Origin of the sequence: Collinsella sp. HCP3S3_E5 (assembly GCF_052067635.1) — a bacterium.
Taxonomy (GTDB): Bacteria; Actinomycetota; Coriobacteriia; order Coriobacteriales; family Coriobacteriaceae; genus Collinsella.
Genome location: NZ_JBQHQF010000015.1, coordinates 1 through 20,363 on the forward strand (window position 1 = coordinate 1; position 20,363 = coordinate 20,363).

The 20,363-nt window shown below is 60.2% G+C and carries 20 protein-coding genes; 10 read left to right on the forward strand and 10 right to left on the reverse strand.

From position 1 onward, the window contains the following. Positions 1-216 precede the first annotated feature (216 nt). Positions 217-1,086 (reverse strand): patatin-like phospholipase family protein, encoded by an 870-nt coding sequence (locus ACTM82_RS05840; protein WP_427719865.1) that lies wholly within the window; start codon positions 1,084-1,086, stop codon positions 217-219. A 258-nt stretch (positions 1,087-1,344) separates the two neighbouring features. On the opposite strand from ACTM82_RS05840, the gene ACTM82_RS05845 reads away from it, so the two are divergent. The 4 genes from ACTM82_RS05845 to ACTM82_RS05860 all read left to right on the forward strand — a co-directional run bounded on the left by ACTM82_RS05845 (position 1,345) and on the right by ACTM82_RS05860 (position 4,406). Further along, positions 1,345-1,968, forward strand: a complete 624-nt coding sequence (locus tag ACTM82_RS05845) for a flavodoxin family protein (RefSeq protein WP_441055110.1) — start codon at positions 1,345-1,347, stop codon at positions 1,966-1,968. Positions 1,969-2,153: 185 nt separating this feature from the next. Continuing rightward, a complete protein-coding gene (locus ACTM82_RS05850) occupies positions 2,154-2,495 on the forward strand; it encodes an arsenate reductase family protein (protein WP_055252194.1) in 342 nt (113 codons plus the stop codon). Positions 2,496-2,581: 86 nt separating this feature from the next. After that, complete coding sequence (locus tag ACTM82_RS05855) at positions 2,582-3,712, forward strand: GTP-binding protein (RefSeq protein WP_427719863.1); 1,131 nt, start codon at positions 2,582-2,584, stop codon at positions 3,710-3,712. A 94-nt stretch (positions 3,713-3,806) separates the two neighbouring features. Then, positions 3,807-4,406 carry a tRNA (cytidine(34)-2'-O)-methyltransferase gene (locus ACTM82_RS05860; protein ID WP_427719338.1) on the forward strand — a complete coding sequence of 200 codons (600 nt, stop codon included), beginning with the start codon at positions 3,807-3,809 and terminating at the stop codon, positions 4,404-4,406. Between the two features lie 112 nt (positions 4,407-4,518). Here the strand turns inward: ACTM82_RS05860 and ACTM82_RS05865 are convergent, their stop codons facing one another. From ACTM82_RS05865 to ACTM82_RS05875, 3 genes are all read right to left on the reverse strand, one after another. Continuing rightward, positions 4,519-7,032 carry an excinuclease ABC subunit UvrA gene (locus ACTM82_RS05865; protein ID WP_441055108.1) on the reverse strand — a complete coding sequence of 838 codons (2,514 nt, stop codon included), beginning with the start codon at positions 7,030-7,032 and terminating at the stop codon, positions 4,519-4,521. Beyond that, on the reverse strand, positions 7,025-8,143 hold the full coding sequence (locus tag ACTM82_RS05870; RefSeq protein ID WP_441055106.1) for an AAA family ATPase: 1,119 nt from the start codon (positions 8,141-8,143) through the stop codon (positions 7,025-7,027). The genes ACTM82_RS05865 and ACTM82_RS05870 overlap by 8 nt, the downstream gene beginning before the upstream one ends. 93 nt (positions 8,144-8,236) lie before the next feature. After that, on the reverse strand, positions 8,237-10,240 hold the full coding sequence (locus ACTM82_RS05875; RefSeq protein ID WP_441055104.1) for a GTP-binding protein: 2,004 nt from the start codon (positions 10,238-10,240) through the stop codon (positions 8,237-8,239). A 245-nt stretch (positions 10,241-10,485) separates the two neighbouring features. Between ACTM82_RS05875 and mscL the strand changes: the two genes are divergently transcribed. After that, positions 10,486-10,911 carry a large conductance mechanosensitive channel protein MscL gene (mscL, locus tag ACTM82_RS05880; protein ID WP_154517006.1) on the forward strand — a complete coding sequence of 142 codons (426 nt, stop codon included), beginning with the start codon at positions 10,486-10,488 and terminating at the stop codon, positions 10,909-10,911. A gap of 118 nt (positions 10,912-11,029) precedes the next feature. On the opposite strand, the gene ACTM82_RS05885 is transcribed toward mscL, so the two are convergent. Then, positions 11,030-11,518, reverse strand: a complete 489-nt coding sequence (locus tag ACTM82_RS05885; protein WP_154517003.1) for an N-acetyltransferase — start codon at positions 11,516-11,518, stop codon at positions 11,030-11,032. A gap of 77 nt (positions 11,519-11,595) precedes the next feature. Between ACTM82_RS05885 and ACTM82_RS05890 the strand changes: the two genes are divergently transcribed. Next, positions 11,596-11,892: a hypothetical protein gene (locus ACTM82_RS05890; RefSeq protein ID WP_154517000.1), complete on the forward strand. Its 297-nt coding sequence runs from the start codon at positions 11,596-11,598 to the stop codon at positions 11,890-11,892. A 48-nt stretch (positions 11,893-11,940) separates the two neighbouring features. Here ACTM82_RS05890 and ACTM82_RS05895 read toward each other — a convergent pair whose 3' ends face one another. Next, entirely contained in the window at positions 11,941-12,645 is a 705-nt protein-coding gene (locus ACTM82_RS05895) for a class I SAM-dependent methyltransferase (protein ID WP_441055102.1), read from the reverse strand. 440 nt (positions 12,646-13,085) lie between these two features. Here ACTM82_RS05895 and ACTM82_RS05900 point away from each other — a divergent pair, with 440 nt between their 5' ends. Beyond that, positions 13,086-13,487, forward strand: a complete 402-nt coding sequence (locus ACTM82_RS05900; RefSeq protein WP_441032515.1) for a hypothetical protein — start codon at positions 13,086-13,088, stop codon at positions 13,485-13,487. 129 nt (positions 13,488-13,616) lie between these two features. Here the strand turns inward: ACTM82_RS05900 and ACTM82_RS05905 are convergent, their stop codons facing one another. Further along, a complete protein-coding gene (locus tag ACTM82_RS05905; protein ID WP_441055100.1) occupies positions 13,617-14,432 on the reverse strand; it encodes a putative RNA methyltransferase in 816 nt (271 codons plus the stop codon). Between the two features lie 178 nt (positions 14,433-14,610). Between ACTM82_RS05905 and ACTM82_RS05910 the strand changes: the two genes are divergently transcribed. Then, positions 14,611-15,993, forward strand: a complete 1,383-nt coding sequence (locus ACTM82_RS05910; RefSeq protein WP_441055098.1) for an MATE family efflux transporter — start codon at positions 14,611-14,613, stop codon at positions 15,991-15,993. A gap of 27 nt (positions 15,994-16,020) precedes the next feature. Here the strand turns inward: ACTM82_RS05910 and ACTM82_RS05915 are convergent, their stop codons facing one another. Further along, positions 16,021-16,887, reverse strand: a complete 867-nt coding sequence (locus ACTM82_RS05915; RefSeq protein WP_441063995.1) for a LysR family transcriptional regulator — start codon at positions 16,885-16,887, stop codon at positions 16,021-16,023. A gap of 158 nt (positions 16,888-17,045) precedes the next feature. Here ACTM82_RS05915 and ACTM82_RS05920 point away from each other — a divergent pair, with 158 nt between their 5' ends. Beyond that, positions 17,046-17,948 carry a DMT family transporter gene (locus ACTM82_RS05920; RefSeq protein WP_441055094.1) on the forward strand — a complete coding sequence of 301 codons (903 nt, stop codon included), beginning with the start codon at positions 17,046-17,048 and terminating at the stop codon, positions 17,946-17,948. An 88-nt stretch (positions 17,949-18,036) separates the two neighbouring features. Next, complete coding sequence (locus ACTM82_RS05925; RefSeq protein ID WP_441055092.1) at positions 18,037-18,762, forward strand: uracil-DNA glycosylase; 726 nt, start codon at positions 18,037-18,039, stop codon at positions 18,760-18,762. A 50-nt stretch (positions 18,763-18,812) separates the two neighbouring features. Here ACTM82_RS05925 and ACTM82_RS05930 read toward each other — a convergent pair whose 3' ends face one another. After that, complete coding sequence (locus tag ACTM82_RS05930) at positions 18,813-19,493, reverse strand: SDR family NAD(P)-dependent oxidoreductase (RefSeq protein ID WP_441055090.1); 681 nt, start codon at positions 19,491-19,493, stop codon at positions 18,813-18,815. Positions 19,494-19,502: 9 nt separating this feature from the next. Further along, positions 19,503-20,225, reverse strand: a complete 723-nt coding sequence (locus ACTM82_RS05935; RefSeq protein WP_427728338.1) for a VUT family protein — start codon at positions 20,223-20,225, stop codon at positions 19,503-19,505. Positions 20,226-20,363 lie beyond the last annotated feature (138 nt).

Here is a 20,363-nt window from a genome sequence, read left to right on the forward strand (position 1 = left end):
CGATACAATACGGAGAGGCGCAGCGATGCGCTCGGCGGCCGCACGCCGGCCGAGTTCCGCGCCGCGCTGGGAAGGGCCGCGTAACGGTCCAAGAAATCGTCCGCAGTCCCGCCGAAAAGTGGGGCACGCTTTCCCGAGCGGTCTCCATGGGAAACTATGCCCCATTTCGAAGGCTCATTCTGAGATGCACTTTCCGCCGAGTCAGCGACCGTGGCTCTACCCTGCCAGATACACCTCTAGTGCGGGCAACGTGGCCTCCGCATCACGCCGACCGACCTGGTAGATACGTTCGAGCTCCTCTGGCTCACGACACAGCGATGGCACCTTCACCGATTCGCTCGGACGCACCACAAAAACCTCGTCGCCGGCCTCGCGACGCGTCAGGTCATCGAGCGTGGCGTTATAAACCTCGTGCCGGTGCTCAAGCGCCGCGACAAACTCTGGATAGCGGCGAAACACGCGGCGCAGCATAGGCATCAAGCTATTGGGTTGTTTCACAAAGCCCGCCGGCTGCGTCAGCACCACGATGTTACGGTCATACCCCTGCGCAAACAGCCATGCGCTGGGAATAGAATCGGCCACACCGCCATCCAGATATCGATGTCCATCAATCCAGACGGGCTTGGTCGCCACGGGAATCGCCGACGATGCCCGAATCCACTCGATATCGCGCTCGTCGCCATACGGCAGATCGTGATAGACGGCCTTGCCCGTCTCGATATCGGTACACACGCACGTAAATCGCATGGGGCAGGCGCGATACGCCTCCAAGTCGATGGGATCGCGCTCGATAGGCACCTCGTGATAGGCAAAATCGGCATTGAACATATCGCCGGTTCGCAGCCAGCTGGTCACGCTCGCATAGCGCTTGTCGGCACAATAGGCTTTGTTGTAGCGAATGGCGCGGCCGATCTGGCGCGATTTAAAGTTGTAGCCAAACGCCGCGCCCGCCGAGACACCCACCATATGATCGCAGGTCAAACCGTGCTCCATCCAAACGTCGAGCACGCCCGCCGTATACATACCGCGGTAGCCGCCTCCCTCGAGCGCAAGCCCCACTGTGTGTGATGTCTCCGGCTGTGCCATGCAACCATCTCCGTTCCCATGCTTTTGAACTCAACAAGTATATCTGTCAACGTATGCCGTCAAAAACGTGTTTATAAGCATTTATCGAACGTTTCCCAATGCATTCCCCATGCCGTACCGCAATGCCCCTAGATGGCCTTAGGCATGAACGCCCTTAAGAACGTTGCGGGATAAACATCGCCCGCACCATGCCAACGTCATCGCACGCAACGTGAGATAATTCTCAGCAGAATTCACCGATAGCAGAGGGAGTTTGTGATGAAGGTTCTTTTGGTCAATGGCAGTCCCAAGGCAAACGGCAATACCGCCCGCGCACTCGCCGAGGTCGCCGAGCAGCTCAATGCCGAAGGCATTGATACCGAGGTGTTTCAGCTGGGCGCCAAGCCCATTCGCGATTGTATCGGTTGCGGCCAGTGTGGCAAGCTTGGCGGTCGCTGCACCTTTGACGACGACGTGGTGAACGAGCTCATCGCTGCCGCTGAGCAGGCAGACGGCTTTGTCTTTGGCTCACCCGTCTACTATGCGCACCCCAGCGGACGCATCCTTTCGGCCCTCGACCGCGCCTTCTATGCGGGCGGGCACGCCTTTGCGCACAAACCCGGCGCCGCGGTCGCTGTCGCCCGTCGCGGTGGCACGTCGACCACCTTCGATGTGCTCAACAAGTACTTCACCATTAACCAGATGCCCGTGGTCGCCTCCACGTACTGGAACAACGTCTTTGGTCGCGTGCCCGGCGACGCCGATGGGGATGCCGAGGGCCTTGCCACCATGCGCAACATCGGCAAGAACATGGCCTGGCTCCTGCAATGTATCGAAGCAGGACAGGCCGCCGGCATCAGCGCGCCCGAAGCCGATCGCGAGCACACCAACTTCATTCGATAAGTCCAGCGGTGGTCACCTCGATGTTCTATTAATGTCAGCGAAAAGCCAGCTGATGAGGCAAGGTGCCTTGAAAGAGGAGGGCGCTGGGCTGTTGCCCGCGCCCGACGATTGAAAGGCAGATTGCCCATCAGATGGCTTTGCAGCGTCGAGGTGACCGCCGTTCGTTAGAACGGCGGAACAGATACATGAACGTGCAAATCTTCGGCACCAAAAAGTCCTTCGATACCAAGAAGGCCCAGCGCTATTTTAAGGAGCGCCGCATTAAGGTGCAGTTTATTGACCTTAAGGAAAAGGAGATGAGCAAAGGCGAGCTCACGAGCGTGATGCAGGCGGTCGGCGGCATCGACAAGCTGCTCAACCCCAAAGCCAAGGACGAGGAGACACTCGCACTTATCCAGCACCTCACTCCCAGCCAGCGCTTTGATAAGCTGCTCGAGAATCAGCAGGTACTGGCCGAGCCCATCGTGCGCAACGGCAAAAAGGCCACCGTCGGTTATTGCCCCGATGTATGGGGAGCCTGGGAGTAGCCTGTGTTATTTGCCGGCGCGTGGGTATAAAAGCAGGCGTTTGGCATATGATTTTACTGTAAGACATGTCTAACAAAGGAGGGCACATGCCCAACAAACCCGTGAAGATCATCATGCTTACCGGATACCTTGGTGCCGGCAAGACCACGCTGCTCAACCATATCCTCGCCAACGACGGCGGTATCCGCGCCGCCGTGATCGTCAACGATATCGGCGAGATCAACGTCGACGCCAGCCTTATCGCCGACGGTGGCCTTTCCGAGACCGACGACCTCATCCCGCTCACCAACGGCTGCATCTGCTGCACGCTTTCGGACGACCTGGCCAACCAGCTGCAGGGCATTGCCGATTCGGGCAAGTTCGACTACATCATCATCGAGGCCTCCGGTATTTGCGAGCCTATCCCCATCGCCTACACCATCTCGAGCTTCTGCGACGAGGCCAAAGTGGGCGGCGAGCCCAAGCTCGCGCTCGACAACATCGTTGCCGTGGTCGACTGCGCCCGCATGTACGACGAGTTCAACGGCGGTCGCGACCTGCTGGCCGAGGATATCGACGAGGACGACATCGAGAGCCTGCTCATCCAGCAGATCGAGTTTTGCTCCACGCTGATCCTCAACAAGACCGATACCGTGAGCCCTGAGCAGATCGCCGAGCTCAAGGCCATCGTGCGCAGCCTGCAGAAGGACGCCGTGATTGTCGAGGCTCAAAACGGCGAGGTCCCCATGGAGGAGCTGCTCGATACCGATCGCTTCGACTTTATGCGCGCCTACAACTCCGCCGCCTGGATCGAGGCCATGGAGCATCCCGAGGAGCACGACGACCCCGAGGTGCTCGAGTACGACATCGAGACCTTTGTGTACTCGCGCCGTAAGCCGTTTGACCTGCAGAAGTTCACCGATTTTGTTGAGCAGGAGTGGCCCGACGAGGTCATTCGCGTCAAGGGTCCGCTGTGGCAGACCGGCGATCCGGACATGTGCTACATGTTCGAGCAGGCCGGCCGCCAGATGCGCCTGATGGAGAACGGCTTGTTCGTTGACTCGGCGCCCGAGGGCGAGAAGCAGAAGATCATCGACGAGAACCCCGAGATCATGCAGATTTGGGACGACGAGACGGGCGACCGCATGACGAGCCTGTGCATCATCGGCCGTCACATGGACAAGGATGCGCTCATCGCCGCCCTTGATGCCTGCCTGACCGACTGGCACCGCGCTTAGGTTATCCAAGTGGGCGTTTTTCTGCCTTCGTAACCGCCAAACCACCACGAAGGTACCCTTCGTGGTGGTTTTTCGTTCTATGCCAAGGAGATTCATGTTCAATATCGTGCTGTATGCGCCCGAGATTCCGGCCAATACGGGTAATATCGGCCGTACCTGCGTGGTCACCGGCGCCCGCCTGCATCTGGTGGAGCCACTGGGCTTTTCGCTCGACGACAAAACGGTGCGTCGCGCCGGCCTGGGCTACTGGCAAAACTTGGACGTGACGACCTATGCCAGCTGGGAGGATTTCCTTGCGCGCAATGACCTTTCCCCCGCCGACGACCGCTTGCATCTGCTGACCAAAAAGGCACGCCGAACCTATGCGCAAAGCACTTACCGTGACGGCGACTATTTGGTCTTTGGCAGCGAAAGCTCGGGGATTCCCGAAGGGCTGCTCGCCGCAGCGCCCGAGCGCTGCGAGCGCATCCCCATGCTGCGCGATTGTGACTCACTCGACAACGCCGAGGCCTGGGAAGCCCACGAGGAATCGCTCGGACATACCGAGGACGGCCATGAGGCCATCCTTCGGCAGGATATCTGCGGCAACTTCGTCAATCCGGACGACTACCGCATCAGCGCACTCAACCTCTCCAACAGCGCCGCCATCGTCCTCTACGAAGCCCTGCGCCAGACAGGCTTTGCCGGCATGTAGCAAACCTGCCATTTGGAGACGGGGTAGAAATGGTAGATTTTCAAACCCTCTAACCCTTGACAAATTGGTTTTGGCATCAACGCGACAAAGGGCTGATCCTTTGCCTCATTGTCTATAGATAGCGGCCAGTAATGCTCTTGGAGCAAGCAGCGATATCCGCCGGAGTGCCGGCGCAGACGACTTGCCCGCCCGCATCGCCACCGCCTGGCCCCATGTCGATCACATAATCGGCATTGCGGATAAGGTCGAGATCGTGCTCGATCACGATAACCGTGGCGCCCTTGGCGACGAGGCCGTCAAACACGTTCAGCAGCACCTGAACGTCGAGCGGATGCAGGCCGATCGTGGGCTCGTCGAATACGAATACGGCATCGTCCTGCACGCGGCCCATCTCGCTCGCAAGCTTTAAACGCTGCGCCTCGCCGCCCGAAAGCGCCGGCGTGGGCTCACCGAGTGTAAGATAGCCCAAGCCCAGGTCGTGCAAGGTCAGCAAGCGCGCCTGAACCTTCTTGAGCCCCACCGTGGCGTCGAGAGCCTCGTCCACGCTCATGTCCATGAGCTGCGGCAACGTAAGCTTGCTCCCGTCCTTGCCCTCGCGATGGATATGCGAAGCCGTGTCTGCATAACGCGAGCCTCGACATGCTGGGCAGATGATCTCGACGTCGGGCAAAAATTGCACGTCGAGCGATATCGAGCCCGTGCCATCGCATGTAGGGCAGCGCAAGGCGCCGGTGTTGTAGCTAAAGGCACCCGCCTTGTAGCCGGCTGCCTTGGCCTCGGGCGTACGGGCGAAAGCGCGACGCAGCTCATCATGGATGTCGGCATAGGTCGCTACCGTCGAGCGCACGTTGGCGCCGATAGGCGTAGCGTCAATCAGGTTTGCGCGCGCGATACCCTCAGCGTCGACCCAGCGCACATGGCTTGGCACGCGCTCGCCAGCTGCCTGGGCCTTAAGCGCCGGGATGAGTGTCTCGAGCACCAACGTCGTCTTACCCGAACCCGAAACGCCCGTCACCGCGACAAGGCGACCGCGCGGTATATCGACTTCGAGCGGTTTGACGGTATGGATGGCATCGGTTGCCATGCGGATGTGGCCCTGGTCGAACATTTCGTCGTCAGTCACCTGCGGACGCATACGCTTGGGGTCTGCGCTCAAAAACGGGGCGATGCGGCTGCCCTTCGATTGTTCGACCTCGTCCACCGTGCCAGCGGCAATCACATTACCGCCGCCTGCTCCGGCAACGGGGCCCATCTCGACCAGATAGTCGGCTTCCGCCAGCACACGTGTATCGTGGTCGACAACAACCACGGTGTTGCCGTCATCCACCAGATCGCGCATCACGCCCACCAAGCCGTCGACATTGGCGGGATGCAAACCGATTGAAGGCTCGTCCAACACATAGAGCCCGCCCGTCGATCGGTTGCGCACCACGCGGGCGAGCTGCACGCGCTGACGCTCGCCCGTGGAGAGCGTGGCACCGGCGCGATCGAGCGAAAGGTAGTCGAGACCCAGATCGACCAGGCGACGGGCCGCGCTCAAAAACGAATCGCAGATATCCGCCGCCATGGGCCGCATCTCGGCCGGCAAGGATGCGGGCACCCCGCGCACCCACTCAATCGCCTCGCCCAGCGTCATGGCCGCGGCCTGCGCCAGATTGATACCGCGCACCTGGGGCTGACGGGCGGTCTCGGAGAGGCGCGTGCCGCCACAGTCACGACATGGCCCCTCGCGCAAAAAGCGCGCCACGCGTTTTAAGCCCTTGTCGTCCTTAACCTTGGCGAGCGCATTCTCGACGGTATAGACGGCGTTGTAATAGGTAAAGTCGAGCGGCGTGGCGCCCTCGCCGTTTTTGGGAACGTAGAGAATGTGCTTCTTAACCGCCGGGCCGTGGAACACAATGTCACGCTCTTGAGGCGTGAGCTGGTTAAACGGCACGTCGGTACGCACACCCATCTCGCCTGCCACCTGCTTCATCAGATCCCACATGAGCGTGCCCCAAGGAAGCACCGCGCCTTCGTTGATGGTCTTGGACTCGTCGGGCACCAGGCTCGCCTCGTCCACCTCGCGCATGACACCGGTGCCGCCGCAGGTGGGACACGCGCCGCCGCTGTTAAAGGCAAGGTCCTCGGCACCCGGCGCGTAGAACTCACGGCCGCACTCGGGGCACGTGAGCGACAGGCCCGCGGCCACGTTAAGGCTCGGCTCCACGCGCGTCCCGCAGTGCGGACACACGTGATGGGCGCAACGGCTAAAGAGCAGACGCAGGCTATTGTTGAGCTCGGTCATGGTACCAAAGGTCGAGCGCACACCCGGCACGCTGGGGCGCTGATGCAATGCGAGCGCCGCCGGTACGTGCAGCACCTCGTCCACTTGGGCATGTTCGGCCTGCGTCAGACGGCGGCGGGTATAGGTGCTAAGCGCCTCTAGGTAGCGACGCGAGCCCTCGGCATAAAGAACGCCCAGTGCCAGCGAACTCTTGCCCGAACCCGATACGCCAGCAATACCCACGAGCTTTCCCAGCGGAATATCGATATCGATGTCCTTGAGGTTGTGCACACGCGCGCCACGTACCTCTATAGCCTGCGGGCTCATCTTCTGTTCCGTCACCTTTATCACCCTACTCATGCCATAAAACGCGGTCGCGAATGTATTCGCCCAGCATGGGCACGGTAAACCGGACGAGGCCGTATCCGGCAGCCTCGATGACGCGCTCGCGAATCAGGCTTGCGCGATATTTACTCGCCCAGCTTTGGGTGCGGTCGCAGCGCTCAATGATGTCAGCCATGCGCGTCGGCTTGCCCCCATCAGCCGCCATGGCCTCGATAAAGAGGCGCTGCGGACTGCGCAACCCGTAATACAAGGGAGCGTCCACTGCTTCATAGAACTCGGAAATGGCATCGGCGTAGCCAGCCTCGACATCGCACACTTCAATGACCCGCGAGTCACGCCGGACAGCAGACCTCCACATGTAATATCCCACCAGCTGAACCATATAGGGATGCCCCATGCTCTTGCGCGCCGCAAGGTCCGCCGTCTCCGCATCAACGCAAAGACCAGTGCCTTTGACCGTCTGGATATATGAATCGCGCACTTTGGGCAAAGAAATCGCCCCCAGCGTACGCTGCTGGGCGCGGCGCAAAAACGTTACGCTCGGCTCTTCGAGCAAGTCATCGACCATGCTGGGCAAGCCGGCAAAAACCAGCGCAAGACCGCGCTGGTCGCTATCGGGCAAGCCCGTAGCATCCTGGTCTCCGAGCACCTGCTGATAGAGAACGGCCAGCGCCGCCAGCTCCTCGATAGATGCCGATTGGGCCTCGTCAATCGCAAACAGTAAGCCCTTTCCCGGCCCGAGTTTCTTGAGGCGTTCGTTGACTAACCCGCGCAACGTCTCGCCTTTTGCCCGCGCCGCCTCGACCGACATTCGGCCAAACGACGGACCAAACTCCATTGACGTCACAACGGGTTTATTCGAGCGAAGCGTGTCGGCCAAGCGGTCGCATAGGCCAAGCGAGGCGGAATCGGAGACAACCGCCCATCCGCGCTCGCTAGCTAAACGCTGCAGCTCCCGCAAGAGAACTGTTTTGCCACAGCCGCGGTTTCCCGTAATGAGCATGAGCCTGCCCGGCGCTCCGGCGCCGTTATCGAGCCCTTCCTCGAAATCTTCGATGACCGACTCGCGGCCGATGAGTATCGGAGGCCGCTTGCCAGCCGTGGGCTTAAAGGGATTTGGATTCATGTCGGCCTCCTCGGATTGGCAAACCCTGGTAACAGTTATACCAACTTATACCGAGTTATACCAACAGGATGCGACAAAGAGACTGACCCTCTATCACCTATGGCGGAAAAACTCGACGTCCGCCGCTCGCCAGGGGCGGAAGGTGGCGGGATCGACCTTTACGTGGGCTGCCTCGGGGACGTCGTACCACTTGACCGTGTAGCCAGCGCCGTGAGAGCAAAAGACCGAGTCGGGCGTGTTGGGTAGATCGGCCTCGGGCTCATAGGCGACAGTCTCGATGACGCGCTCGGCATCATGGCATGCCGCATAACCGGCAAACTCCAGGTACAGATGCCCGCGACCGCTCGTGTAAGCGGCCACCTCCAGCGCATAATCCTGGACCTCGGATGCCGGCACGCGACCCACAAGCTTTGCCCGTTCGCCCGCCATCGTCGGCGGCTCGTAGTCGGCTCCCATACGCGTGGCGTCTGACAACGCCCTGCCCACACACTCCCCCGGCACCTCGAGCTCAAAGCGATACCACGGCTCCAACAGCACCGCCGCGCCGGCCTCACGCGCCTGCATGAGCCCCTGGCGAATCGCGCGGTACGTGGCCTGGCGAAAGTCGCCGCCCTCGGTGTGTTTGGCATGCGCACGGCCACCTGTGAGCGTAATGCGCACATCGGTGATGGGCGAGCCGGTCAGCACGCCCAGGTGATCGCGCTCCATGGCGTTTGTAAGCGCCAGGCGTTGCCAGTTAAGATCGAGCTCGTCGGTCGAAGTCACGGTGCCAAACTGCACGCCCGAACCCGCTGGCAACGGCTCCAGGCTCAGATGCACCTCGGCATAGTGGCGCAGCGGCTCAAAGTGGCCCACGCCCTCGACCGGCTGCGAAATGGTCTCCTTATAGAGAATGCCGCCGGGCTCAAACGAAATCGAAAGGCCAAAGCGATCGGCCAACACCCGCTGCACGACCTCGAGTTGCACGGCGCCCATCAGCTGCAGGTGAATCTGCTCCAGATGAGTATTCCAGCTTACGCCGAGCATGGGATCTTCGTCCGCCAACTCAGTCAGCGCTTTAAACACCGCATGGACATCGTGTTCGCCCGGAAGCACCGTATAGGTGAGGACCGGAGCGATGACGGGCGCATCACACACGGGCTCCGCACCCAAGGCGTCCCCTGGGCGAACGTGCGCAAGACCCGTCACAGCACAAATACCGCCAGCAGCAACTTCTTGGGCAAGCTCATACTTTTCGCCGTTATAGATGCGCACCTGATCGACCTTCTGCTCCCATGCCTCGGCACCGGAACGTCCGCTGATCATCTGTTTTGCACACAGCGTGCCGCCGGTCACTTTAACCCATGCCAAGCGCTCGCCGCGATCCCCGCGGCTGACACGATAGACGCGCGCGGCAAACTCCGGAATCCATATCTGTTCGCGCATCAGCACGCATATGCCATCCAGCAGCTCGCTCACGCCCTGGTCCTTGAGCGCCGAGCCGGCAAAGCAGGGAAAGAGCTTGCGCTCGGCAACCATGCGCGACAGCGTTGCGACGGAAAGCTCGCCTGCCTCAAGAAACTCCTCGAGCGCCGCCTCGTCCAACGCAGCAGCGTCCTCCTGAACGGCGCCGCCCTCCAGCAGTTCGTTGGCATCCAGGCAGCCTTCGGAAAGACGCCGCCCAAGTTGTGCCAGCAAAACATCGCGGCCGGGATTCTCCAAATCGATTTTGTTGATATAGATGAACGTCGGAATGTCATAGCGTGCAAGCAGGCGCCACAGGGTTTCGGTGTGCCCCTGCACGCCGTCGTTGGCGCCCACAACTAAAATCGCGTAGTCGAGTGCGCGCAGCGTGCGCTCCGCCTCGGCAGAAAAATCGACATGCCCCGGTGCATCCACGAGCATGACGCGGGTATCACCGTGGTCGAGCACGGCCTGCGACGAGAAAATCGTAATGCCGCGATCGCGCTCGATCGCGTTAGTGTCCAGATGCGAATCGCCATCGTCCACGCGGCCGCGCTTACGAATGCGACCCGCATCGAACAGCATGGCCTCGGCCAGCGTGGTCTTGCCAGCATCGACATGCGCCAAGATTCCAACGACCGCTTGCTTCGACATGGCTCTCCTCTTATTGCAAGCCCGTCGCACGCGGAAACGGGCGCTCTCGTTCCACACTGGATGATACAATTTACGGGCCGGCGGGCGAAGCGGGCCCTATCCCCCGACCGAGCTCATCGCCTCGCGTTGCCGTGCGGCGATTTTCGTAGGTTCGCGCCTTGCGAAAGCCGGCACCTCCCCTTTTTGCCTGCCCGAGCTCATCCGGGGCGGCAACAACGCGAACCCCCCAACAGCGAGGAGTCACCATGAAGACATTGCTCAACGAGTTCAAGGAATTCATCAATCGCGGCAACGTGATGGACATGGCCGTCGGCGTGATTATCGGCGGCGCATTCACCGCCATCGTGACCTCACTTACCGATAACATCATCAACCCGCTTATCTCCGTGATTGCCGGCGGTAGCGCTACCGAGATCTCGGGGCTGGTGGTGCCGGGCACTAATATCGACTTTGGCGCCTTTATCGGCTCGTGCATCAATTTTTTGATTGTGGCGGCAATCGTCTTTGCCATCGTCAAGGCATTCAACAAGGCGCAGGAAATCGGCGACAGGCTCGCCGGTGCCACCGCCGAGGAAGCCGCACCGGCGCCCGTCTGTCCGTATTGCCTGGAAGAGGTGCACGAAGGCGCGACCAAGTGTTGCCACTGCGGAAGCGAGCTGCCCCGAGCGTAGGTGCCTTAGAGCCGACAGCGAGCGACATCTACCACCTTGCAAAACAGCGCAGCGATCAAAAATGGCCCCATCCGGGGCCATTTTCGCTTACTTGGAGCGTAGATACGCGCCCCCGCTCTTATGCCTCGCGCAGCCAGTCAAACGCAACACGCGGCGTGCCGTCCGACACATACACGACGCCGGCACGCTCAAACCCCGCTTTAATACTCGCGCCCTGCATGGGCAGGTTGTCCCGATGCGTATCGATACGCAGATGGTCGGCACGCTCTTTGGCAAAGGCGAACATCGCAGCCGCGATACCGTGCACGGTGCCGTCGGACGCCACACGGTGCAGCACGGCGTACGGAGTGTCGCTACGCCATTGCCCGTCCTCAATTACGTCATAGCACTCGTCCGGGCCCGGTAAAAAGGCAAACGTCGCCACCACGCGGCCGTCGACTTCGAACACATAGCTACCACCGGCGGCGATATCGGCAGCCAGCTGCTCGGCAGAAGGCGTGCCCTCGGGCCACTGCGTGGCGTTGCCATGCGCGCGCATAAAGGCACGGGCCGCGTCATAGATAGCCATGACGGCGGGAATGTCGGTATCGAGGGTTTTTCTGATCATCACGCGACGACCTCACGTTTATTGGTATCACTTTGATTGAGCAATGATACCAGCGTTTGAAGAGGGGCGAGAAGCAGATGGGAAGCAAAAAGCGAGCCGCCTGGTCAAAGGCCAAAAGCGAGTTTTTGGGCGCTGCCACCGGTGGCGCTATGAGCGACCTGTTTGCGCGCGAGGACGAGCGCCGCGACGCCCTGAACGCCGAGCGCGATGAAGCCTGGCGCTACAAGTCGTGCGAGCGCAAAAACCGTTACGGCACACGCGCCGAGGCCGAGGCCGTTATGGCCGACTGCGAAAGCCGCGGGCGGCGTGGTTTGGCCTGCTACAAATGCGAATACTGCGGCGGCTGGCACCTGACGTCGCACCCTTGGAAATAGACCCCGCATCGGCACGACGCTGACCGAGCGCCAACCATCGCACGCAAGCTACGGGCGCGGCGACACCAAAACATCGTAACGAACGGCCTTGCCCGCAAGTTGATAGCTCGGCTTAACGCCAGCAAGCAGCGGCCCCTTCACCGGCCGCTTGATAACGACCTTGCGCGGGCGCACCGCAAGCGCAGCTTCGACCAGCGTCTCCTCATCGGCACACGGCTGTTCCAGATGATGCAAGAGTTGGAACTTCTTTTTAACCGCCGCGCTCTTTGTGCGCTCGGGAAACATGGGGTCCAGATACACCATGTCGGGAGCGGTGAGCTCGCCCTGCCCGATCAACTCAGTTATATGGTGAAGGCCGGCAATGCTGTCCTCGCCCGCATGTAAGCGCATGCGGGCCACGGCAGTCGCAAGCGCCGGATCATCTGCCGCGCGATCCAAGGCATCCTTGAGGAGCGCCGCGATCACGCAATCCTGCTCATACAGATCGACGGTAAAGCCCGCAGCCGCCAGCAGCAGCGAATCCTCGCCAAAGCCTGCCGTGGCATCAATCGCCCATGGGCACTCGACGCCTTTTGCGCGCGCAGCCTTTACCAACAGCTCTTGCTGCAGACGGCCCTGTTTGAGCCGTGGCAGCATGCGGACAAAATCGGCACGCAACTCCATCGTGCCGTCGGTGAGCGTGAGGCCCGCGGACTTCCCGGTCAGCTCAAGCCCCGCGGCCCGAGCAACAGAAAAGGGATCGACGACGCCCATGGGTACTCCTTAACAAGCAAAATGAATACGTGAGCGCCGTTTATGCCAGCACCCAACCGTCCGCTATTGTCCCACATGCGACATGGCCCACAGCATCCCAATGCAAAGCACCGCCATCAATCCCGTGCACACGGCAGCGATCACAGAATCACCCATGCGCCTTCCCAACGACCGCGGCTCATGCACTCGCCCTGCTCCGTACATCATGGCTCCTCCTTAAGAACAGCTCCTTGTTACGGTCTCATCATCGCAGCGCCGCACATGAGCTGCCATCGATTTGGCTTACGTCCAGCTTTCCTTTTTGAAAGGTCGGATTGGGCTGCGCGGGCTCAAAGCGCTTTCAGGCGCACGCATCGCTGCGTTGAACTACAATGTGCTTCACCATATGTGCAACACATGGGCTACGCCAGATCGGCGTACTCGTATCGAAAGGACCAGCCATGAGCTCCGCTCGCAAGACTCTCAAAATCCTTGCCCTCATCTACTTTGTTTTGGGCATCGCCAGCCTCGTCATCACCGGCATCGGTATCGCCAGGGGCAGCCTCGATTCCACGTACGGGTCGAACGCCATGCTCGCCGCGGTCGTGCTTGTCGTCAAGGGCATTGTCGATCTTTCCGCAGGTGTTGCGGGCATCAAGGGCGCCAACAAGCCCTCGCAGGTGGATAGCGCGTTTAAGCTCGGCATCGTTGCCGCCATCGCCACGATTGCGCAGGCCGTGCTCACGCTTCCCGCACTCGGCGGCAGCGCCGTCAATATCGGTGCCTTTGTCATCGTGGTCTACGACCTGTTCTTTGTTCAGCAGGCGCGCGCCGTTAAGGCCGAGAACAAGGACCGCCTGTAGGCACTCGCTTCTCATAACCCCTGCAGCCAAGCAACTAACATGGGCCGATCGCGCAGTAACGCGGTCGGCCCTTTACATTTGCCCAGATAAAACCTGCCAAAATAAACCTGTCCCTTTTTGGCAGGTTGGTTAGCTGTGGCGGTACTCGGCAATGATGAAGTCGATGTCAGTTTTAAGGGTGTCCAGGTTTGCCAGGCGCTCTTTGTCGGTAGGGCGTGTGCGGTAGTAGTACGGCGTCATCTGGAACACCGCCTCGATGTCGGCCTGGGTCTGGAGCGTAATATTCGCGGACACCCGCTGTGTGCCGACCAGTTTAAGCTCCATCGTCTTCGGAAGCTTTTCGTCGTTGAGGTACGGCGTGTCGTAGAGCACCTCCTTGAGCCCAAAGAGATGACGGGCACCCGGTACCACGGTGTAGAGCGAACCCTCCGGCGCCAACACGCGGGCAAACTCGCGCTCGTTAAAGGGAGCAAAGAGCTCGGTCACCATATAGAAGGCGCCATCGGCCACTGGGATGTCTTTCATGTTGGCCACAAAATAGGTCGCATCGCCGCGCTTGGCGGCCAGGCGTACCATTTCTTTGCCCAGGTCAAAGCCATAAGCGTCCACGCCCGGCACCGCGCCCATGGCGCTGGTGTAGTAACCCTCGCCGCAGCAAATATCGAGCAGTGTCATGGGGCCGCCTGTAGACGCAGCACGCCCAGAAACCCGTTTGCGCACCAGCCCGACCATTGCATCGCGCAGCGGCGCATAGTAGCCACGGTTCAAAAAGTCACGACGGCTGCGTGCCTGCGACTTGGGATCGCCCATGGAGTCGCCGCTCTTGGACGAACGTAGCAGATATAGATAACCCTCGCGCGCACGGTCAAACCGGTGTCCGCCCGCGCATGCAGCACCGCGCTCGTCGTCCACCAACGGCTCATGGCAAACGGGACACAACAACATGGCAACTCCTTAGCGCGAACAACACAACGTACACCATTGTCGCACGCCTTCCCCACCTAGTCATTGGGGACGTTCTTGAATGACTAGTCGTTTAAGAACGCCCCCAATGACTAGGTGATTAGGAGTATCATCGTCTGCGCAAATAAGCACGAAATAGCACGTTAGAGATTGAGAGCGTATGGCTGATACCGCATCTAAGCACATCGACATGACCACCGGCTCACTGTGGCGCAATATCCCCCTGTTCGCCTTGCCCGTGGCCGCCACGAGCATCTTGGAGCAGCTGTCAAACCTCATCGCCACGGTCATTATCGGTAACTTCTCGGGCAACCAGGGAACCCTCGCCATGGCGGCAGTCGGCTCCAATGTTCCGCTTACCAGCCTTATGCTCAACCTGTTTATTGGCATGTCGCTTGGCTCCAACGTGGTCATCGCCAACGCTATCGGCCGCAACGATCAGAATATGGTCAAACGCGCCGTCCATACCTCGATTTTAATGGCGCTCGTGGGCTTTGCCGTCATCGCTCTGGGCGAGATCTTTGCCGAGCCCATGCTCGCCGCGCTCAACGTTCCCGCCGAGACCATGCCGCTCGCTTCGCTCTATCTACGCGTCTTTTTGCTCAGCATGCCCTCAATCTTGCTCTACAACTTTGAGGCCGCGATCTTCCGCTCCGTCGGCATCACCCGCATGCCGCTGCAAGCGCTTGCCGTGTCCACCGTCCTCAACATTGGCCTGGACCTCATCTTTGTCCCCGTACTCCACTGGGGCGTCGCGGGTGTCGCCATCGCCACCGCCATCGCCTACACCGTCAGCGCCGCTACACTCTTTATCCGCCTGCTCAAGACCGACTCCGTCGTCCGCGTCACCCCGCGCGACCTTGCTATCGACCCCGTCGCCCTCAAGCGCATCGTCAAGATCGGCCTGCCCGCCGGCATCCAAAGCGCCGTCTTTGCCGTCGCCAACATCATCATCCAGTCCGCCATCAACAGCCTGGGCACCGAGGTCATGGCGGCCTCGAGCGCCGCCATGAGCCTGGAGTGCGTGTGCTACAACCTGCTCAACAGCTTTAGCCAGGCTTGCACCACCTTTGTGGGACAAAACCACGGTGCCCGTCAGATCGACCGCTGCACCAAGACCCTTAAGGTCTGCCTGGTCGAAGGCGGTGTCGTCGCGCTCACCACGATTATTGTTATTGTCGGCCTGGGGCGCGAGATTCTGTCGTTGTTCAACAGCGATCCCAACATCGTCTCAATCGGCTATATCCGCGTGTGCTCTATCTTCCCTGCGTACGCCTTTATCATGCTCTACGAGAACATGTCCGGCTACCTGCGCGGCTTTGGTATCTCGCTCATACCCGCCCTTATCACCATGATCTGCGTCTGCGGCATCCGCTTCTATTGGGTATTCTGCGTGTTCCCGCACTTCCGCACCTTTGCAAACATCATGATGGTCTACCCCATCAGCCTGGGCACCACGGCGTTCTTTATGGTCGTGGCGGTACTACTCTGCCACCCGGCACGCACCCATCGCGCCACCCAAGCCAAAGCGACAGCCTGCTAAACACCGCACTCAACGCCACGCCAGTCATTAATTGACAATATGCGAGCTCATATAGTCGATAAAGCGCCTCGTGGCGATAGGCATGGTGTCCCAGCTGCGCCAGGCCGCCACTACGTCGCGTGAGGGGGCGTGCACGATGGGACGTACGCGAATATCGGCCCGCATGCCCTCCACAGTACGACGGTAGAGCATACTCACGCCTAGACCCTCCTCCACCATCGCCATGATGGTGTAGTCGTCGGTCACCTCGCTCGTCACGTGCGGCGACAGCCCATGCGCCGCGAATGCATCGAGCACCAGGCTCTGTTCGCCCTCATCCAGCAGCACAAACGGCTCGGAAGCCAGGTCGGCGAGCGTCACTTTTTCCTTTGCCGCCAGCGGATGCGCGACAGGCAACAGTGCCACCAACTCGTCGTGATAGACCACGCGCTTCTCGAGCCCTGCGGTAAACCCACGTGCCGTAAAGCAAAAATCCACTACGCCGTCGTGCACCCATTGGGCGTTGCGCGTGTAGTCGCCCTGCTTGAGGGTAAAGCGTACGCCCGGGTGCAGCGCCCCAAAGTCGCGGATCACGCGCGGTAACACGGTTCGACTCACGTTGGTAAACGTCGCGATGCGAATATCGGACGACGAAAGCCCCAGCAGCTCCTGGCGCTTGCCCTCGAGCTCAGCCTCGGCAGTCACAATCTGGCGCAGATACGGCAGATATTGTTTACCGTCGCGCGTAAGCGAAACGCCCTGCTTACCGCGCTCGATAAGCGTGGTACCCAGCTCGCGCTCGAGTGCCTTGACGGCCTGGCTCACCGCACTTTGCGTATAGCCCAGCTCGTCCGCCGCGCCCTTAAGGCTGCCGCAATCGACCACCATACAAACAATCTGATACCGCGACGCCATCGTGCCTCCACAACAATGCAGCCGTAAAACGTTTTGCCAGTGCTTTTCCTAATGACATTAGCATTTCTTAATCATACTGAAGATACATTCGCTTTACTACATCAAAATCTGGGAGCAGAATCCTTTTTACGAAACCGTTCTGCAACAAAAGGAGTCCCATGGATCGCAAAAAAGCAATCGCGCTCTCATTTTCCGTTCCCGTCGCATGGGGCTTTTCGTATCCCCTCATGAAGATCGGCATGGACAGCATGAACGCCACGAGTATCGTCGCGCTACGCTGCATCATCGCTTTTGTGGCCTGCCTGCTGCTCTTCCACAAGCGCGCGTTGCGCATTAACCGCGACCTTATGGTCCGTGCCGCCATCATCGGCGCCATCATGGCAACCGAGCTCACCTGCATGTGCCTGGGCTCCAGCCTCACCTCTGCCTCCACTGCCGGCTTTTTGCAGAGCCTGACGGTCGTGATCGTGCCGTTTGCCAACGCCGCCCTGCTGCACCGCGCCCCCGAGCGCAAAGTGCTCGTCGGCACCACCATCGTCACCTGCGGTATGTTGCTGCTCTCGGGCGCCGACTTCACCAGCCTGAACCCGGGCGCGCTCATCATGCTGCTCTCCGCCTTTGTCTATGCCGGCCACATTATCGTGGCCAAGCGCTTTGTCGAAGAAGTCGATCCGCTTGCTCTGGGCGTTTGGCAGCTGGGCTTCGGCGGCTTATTCTCGGGCATCGCCGCATTCACCTTTGGCGGTTTCACACTCCCCGGCACGCCGGGCGAGGTCGTGGTCGTCGTCGCACTCGCACTCATCTGCTCTGCCTACGGCTTTATCACCCAGACGCTCGTGCAGCCCCACGTGCCCGCCGAGACCACCGGCTTTGCCTTCTCGCTCGAGCCAGTCTGCTCCGCCGTCTTTTCGTTCTTCCTAGTCGGCGAGGTCCTGAGCCCCATCGCCTTCCTGGGTGCAGCTCTCATCCTCACCGGCGTCATGGCGGCAACCGTCGAGCTTCCGCACCTCCGCGCACATGGACGCGCTCATATGGCAGGAGTGCCCGAGCGCGCCTCATAGACCCCGCTCTTCATGCAGCCGCGGCATAAAGGCAACCGGTGCGCCTTTACAATAGATGCCAACATAGCATTTGCCATAAAGGAGCTCCATGGACACCGCAACTCGCGACCGCAACATAGCAACTTGGTTGGGCGATGCGCCGCAGCCGGTACGTGACGCTACGAACCAGCTACTCGAGCGCATCGCCCTTTTGCGTGCCGAGCAGACCATCTACCCGGCACAAGACGACATCCTCAATGCCCTCGCCTACACGCCGGCCGACCAGGTCAAAGTTGTCATCTTGGGCCAAGATCCTTATCACGGGCCCAACCAGGCCATGGGGTTATCGTTCTCGGTCCCCGCGACGCAAACCAAGTTGCCGCCAAGCCTGCGCAACATCTATAAGGAACTCAAAGCCGATCTGAGTTGTCCCATTCCCGCCACGGGAGATCTGACGCCATGGGCACAACAGGGCGTCCTGCTCCTCAACACTACGCTTACCGTGCGCGAGCATGCCGCGAACTCACACGCCAAGCTGGGCTGGAGTACGCTCACCGACTACGTTATCGAACGCTGCTGCCAGCTACCCCAACCGGTAGTCTTTTTGGCATGGGGCCGCTTTGCCCAGCAGATGGTTGAGGGCAAGCTCGCCGCAATCGACGCGGGCAAAACAACCGGCAAGTTCTGCCTTGCCTCCACGCACCCCTCGCCGCTTTCGGCCAACCGTGCCACGGCAGAACTCCCCGCTTTTATGGGGTCGCGACCCTTCTCGGCAGCCAATCGGCTACTCGAACAGCACGGCTCGACCCCCGTCAACTGGACTTGTCTCGGCTAAAAATCGATACATCAAAAATACGCCCGACGGCTTTCCATCGGGCGCGTTTCCTATTCGGGCCAAATAAATTGTGTGCGGCCGGCCTCGCCGCCATCAATGAGCAGGCTCTGCCCGGTCATAAACCGGTTGGTCACGCCCACAAAGTAGATCCATTCGGCGATCTCTTGGGCGGTTGCCCAGCGTTTAAGCGGTGTAAGCTCCATAATCTGGTTCCACAGGTGTTCGTCTTCCATCACGCAACGGTTGAGCGGCGTGATAACGCCACCCGGGTCCACACTGTTGGCGATGGCCTGCGGTGCCAGGCGGTTTGCAAGGTTCTTGGTGTAGGCGATAACGCCGCCCTTGCTGGCAGCATAGGCGGGAAACTCCGATCCCGTATGCCCGCTCGCCGACCCCACATTGACCACGGATTTGATAGCGGGCGCCGGCTTGGCAGCAAGCCCCTCCCCCACAAAGGCGTAGCACTCGGTCACGTTGATGGTGCCACACAGGTTGGCGGCGATGTCGTCAGCCGAATCCTGCGTACCCGCAACGTTCACGATTACCTGGGGTTCAAGATCGCCTGGAAACGAGTCAGGCTCGCGTACATCAACGACCAGATGGCGGTAGCGCTCATGTTCGATCACCGCCGGCAGCAGATCAAAGCCCACGACCTCGTGGCCCTCGTCCAAAAAGCGCTGCACGCACGCGGCTCCGATACCGCCCGAAGCGCCCGTAATCAAAACCCGCATACTTGCTCCTTAGGCGGTTGCGTGGCGCTCAAGGTACTCGGCGCCCACATTCTCACGCTCCCAGCCGCGCACGACCTTGTAGCCCACGGGGCTCAGGAAGACCTCGCACAGCAGCTCGGCAACAGCGCCGGTCAGCGAGCACATAAGGACCTGCACCCAGGTCCAACCAAAGAACGTGTGGCTCACCACAATGGCAAAGACCAGGTTGTCGATAAACTGGCCAACACCCGTGGACACATAGGAGCGGAAGGCGAAGCTCGCAAAGTTATTCTTTTTGAGCATACGGCCGAGCGACTGGTTGAGCGTGGAGTTAACCACGGCAGAAACGAACATTGCCAGCGAAGAGCCCAGCACCACGTACCAGGTGCCGCCGATGGTGGCGTTAAGGGCGGTGTTGACCTCGATCATGCCCGTGTCGTAGTAGGCGCCCCACATACCGGGTGTGAGCGAGCACGCCCAAAAGCACAGGCTCACGGCAAGGTTGACCGCCAGTGCGAGGATAGAGATTTTGATGGATGCCTTGGCGCCAAAGCGCTTGCAGATCATGTCCTGGCACAAAAACGAGACCCAGCTCACCACAAAGCCGCAATCGAGTGCCAGATACGGCAGGCTGATGAGCTCTTTGTTGGCCAGCAGGTTCATCATGATAACGCTCACGAAAAACAGCGAAACCGTTGCCGCGGGAATGCTCCGCAACAGGACCTTGTAGTCCTCCATGACCTTCTTGATCATTATGTACTCCTTTGGTTTTAGGTTTAACGAGCAGGATATCGGACCCGAACTGCTCGGACGCCCCGGTCTTGAGACGACGGTGGGCATGATAGCCGCTTACGCGGCATCAGGCAAGCAGGCAGCGCGGCAGCCCCGCAG

Excerpts from the sequence above, each read along its gene's own strand:
- ACTM82_RS05840 (WP_427719865.1), bottom strand. The coding sequence starts at position 1,086 with ATGGCACAGCCGGAGACATCACACACAGTGGGGCTTGCGCTCGAGGGA.
- ACTM82_RS05845 (WP_441055110.1), top strand. The coding sequence starts at position 1,345 with ATGAAGGTTCTTTTGGTCAATGGCAGTCCCAAGGCAAACGGCAATACC.
- ACTM82_RS05850 (WP_055252194.1), top strand. The coding sequence starts at position 2,154 with ATGAACGTGCAAATCTTCGGCACCAAAAAGTCCTTCGATACCAAGAAG.
- ACTM82_RS05855 (WP_427719863.1), top strand. The coding sequence starts at position 2,582 with ATGCCCAACAAACCCGTGAAGATCATCATGCTTACCGGATACCTTGGT.
- ACTM82_RS05860 (WP_427719338.1), top strand. The coding sequence starts at position 3,807 with ATGTTCAATATCGTGCTGTATGCGCCCGAGATTCCGGCCAATACGGGT.
- ACTM82_RS05865 (WP_441055108.1), bottom strand. The coding sequence starts at position 7,032 with ATGAGTAGGGTGATAAAGGTGACGGAACAGAAGATGAGCCCGCAGGCT.
- ACTM82_RS05870 (WP_441055106.1), bottom strand. The coding sequence starts at position 8,143 with ATGAATCCAAATCCCTTTAAGCCCACGGCTGGCAAGCGGCCTCCGATA.
- ACTM82_RS05875 (WP_441055104.1), bottom strand. The coding sequence starts at position 10,240 with ATGTCGAAGCAAGCGGTCGTTGGAATCTTGGCGCATGTCGATGCTGGC.
- mscL (WP_154517006.1), top strand. The coding sequence starts at position 10,486 with ATGAAGACATTGCTCAACGAGTTCAAGGAATTCATCAATCGCGGCAAC.
- ACTM82_RS05885 (WP_154517003.1), bottom strand. The coding sequence starts at position 11,518 with ATGATCAGAAAAACCCTCGATACCGACATTCCCGCCGTCATGGCTATC.
- ACTM82_RS05890 (WP_154517000.1), top strand. The coding sequence starts at position 11,596 with ATGGGAAGCAAAAAGCGAGCCGCCTGGTCAAAGGCCAAAAGCGAGTTT.
- ACTM82_RS05895 (WP_441055102.1), bottom strand. The coding sequence starts at position 12,645 with ATGGGCGTCGTCGATCCCTTTTCTGTTGCTCGGGCCGCGGGGCTTGAG.
- ACTM82_RS05900 (WP_441032515.1), top strand. The coding sequence starts at position 13,086 with ATGAGCTCCGCTCGCAAGACTCTCAAAATCCTTGCCCTCATCTACTTT.
- ACTM82_RS05905 (WP_441055100.1), bottom strand. The coding sequence starts at position 14,432 with ATGTTGTTGTGTCCCGTTTGCCATGAGCCGTTGGTGGACGACGAGCGC.
- ACTM82_RS05910 (WP_441055098.1), top strand. The coding sequence starts at position 14,611 with ATGGCTGATACCGCATCTAAGCACATCGACATGACCACCGGCTCACTG.
- ACTM82_RS05915 (WP_441063995.1), bottom strand. The coding sequence starts at position 16,887 with ATGGCGTCGCGGTATCAGATTGTTTGTATGGTGGTCGATTGCGGCAGC.
- ACTM82_RS05920 (WP_441055094.1), top strand. The coding sequence starts at position 17,046 with ATGGATCGCAAAAAAGCAATCGCGCTCTCATTTTCCGTTCCCGTCGCA.
- ACTM82_RS05925 (WP_441055092.1), top strand. The coding sequence starts at position 18,037 with ATGGACACCGCAACTCGCGACCGCAACATAGCAACTTGGTTGGGCGAT.
- ACTM82_RS05930 (WP_441055090.1), bottom strand. The coding sequence starts at position 19,493 with ATGCGGGTTTTGATTACGGGCGCTTCGGGCGGTATCGGAGCCGCGTGC.
- ACTM82_RS05935 (WP_427728338.1), bottom strand. The coding sequence starts at position 20,225 with ATGATCAAGAAGGTCATGGAGGACTACAAGGTCCTGTTGCGGAGCATT.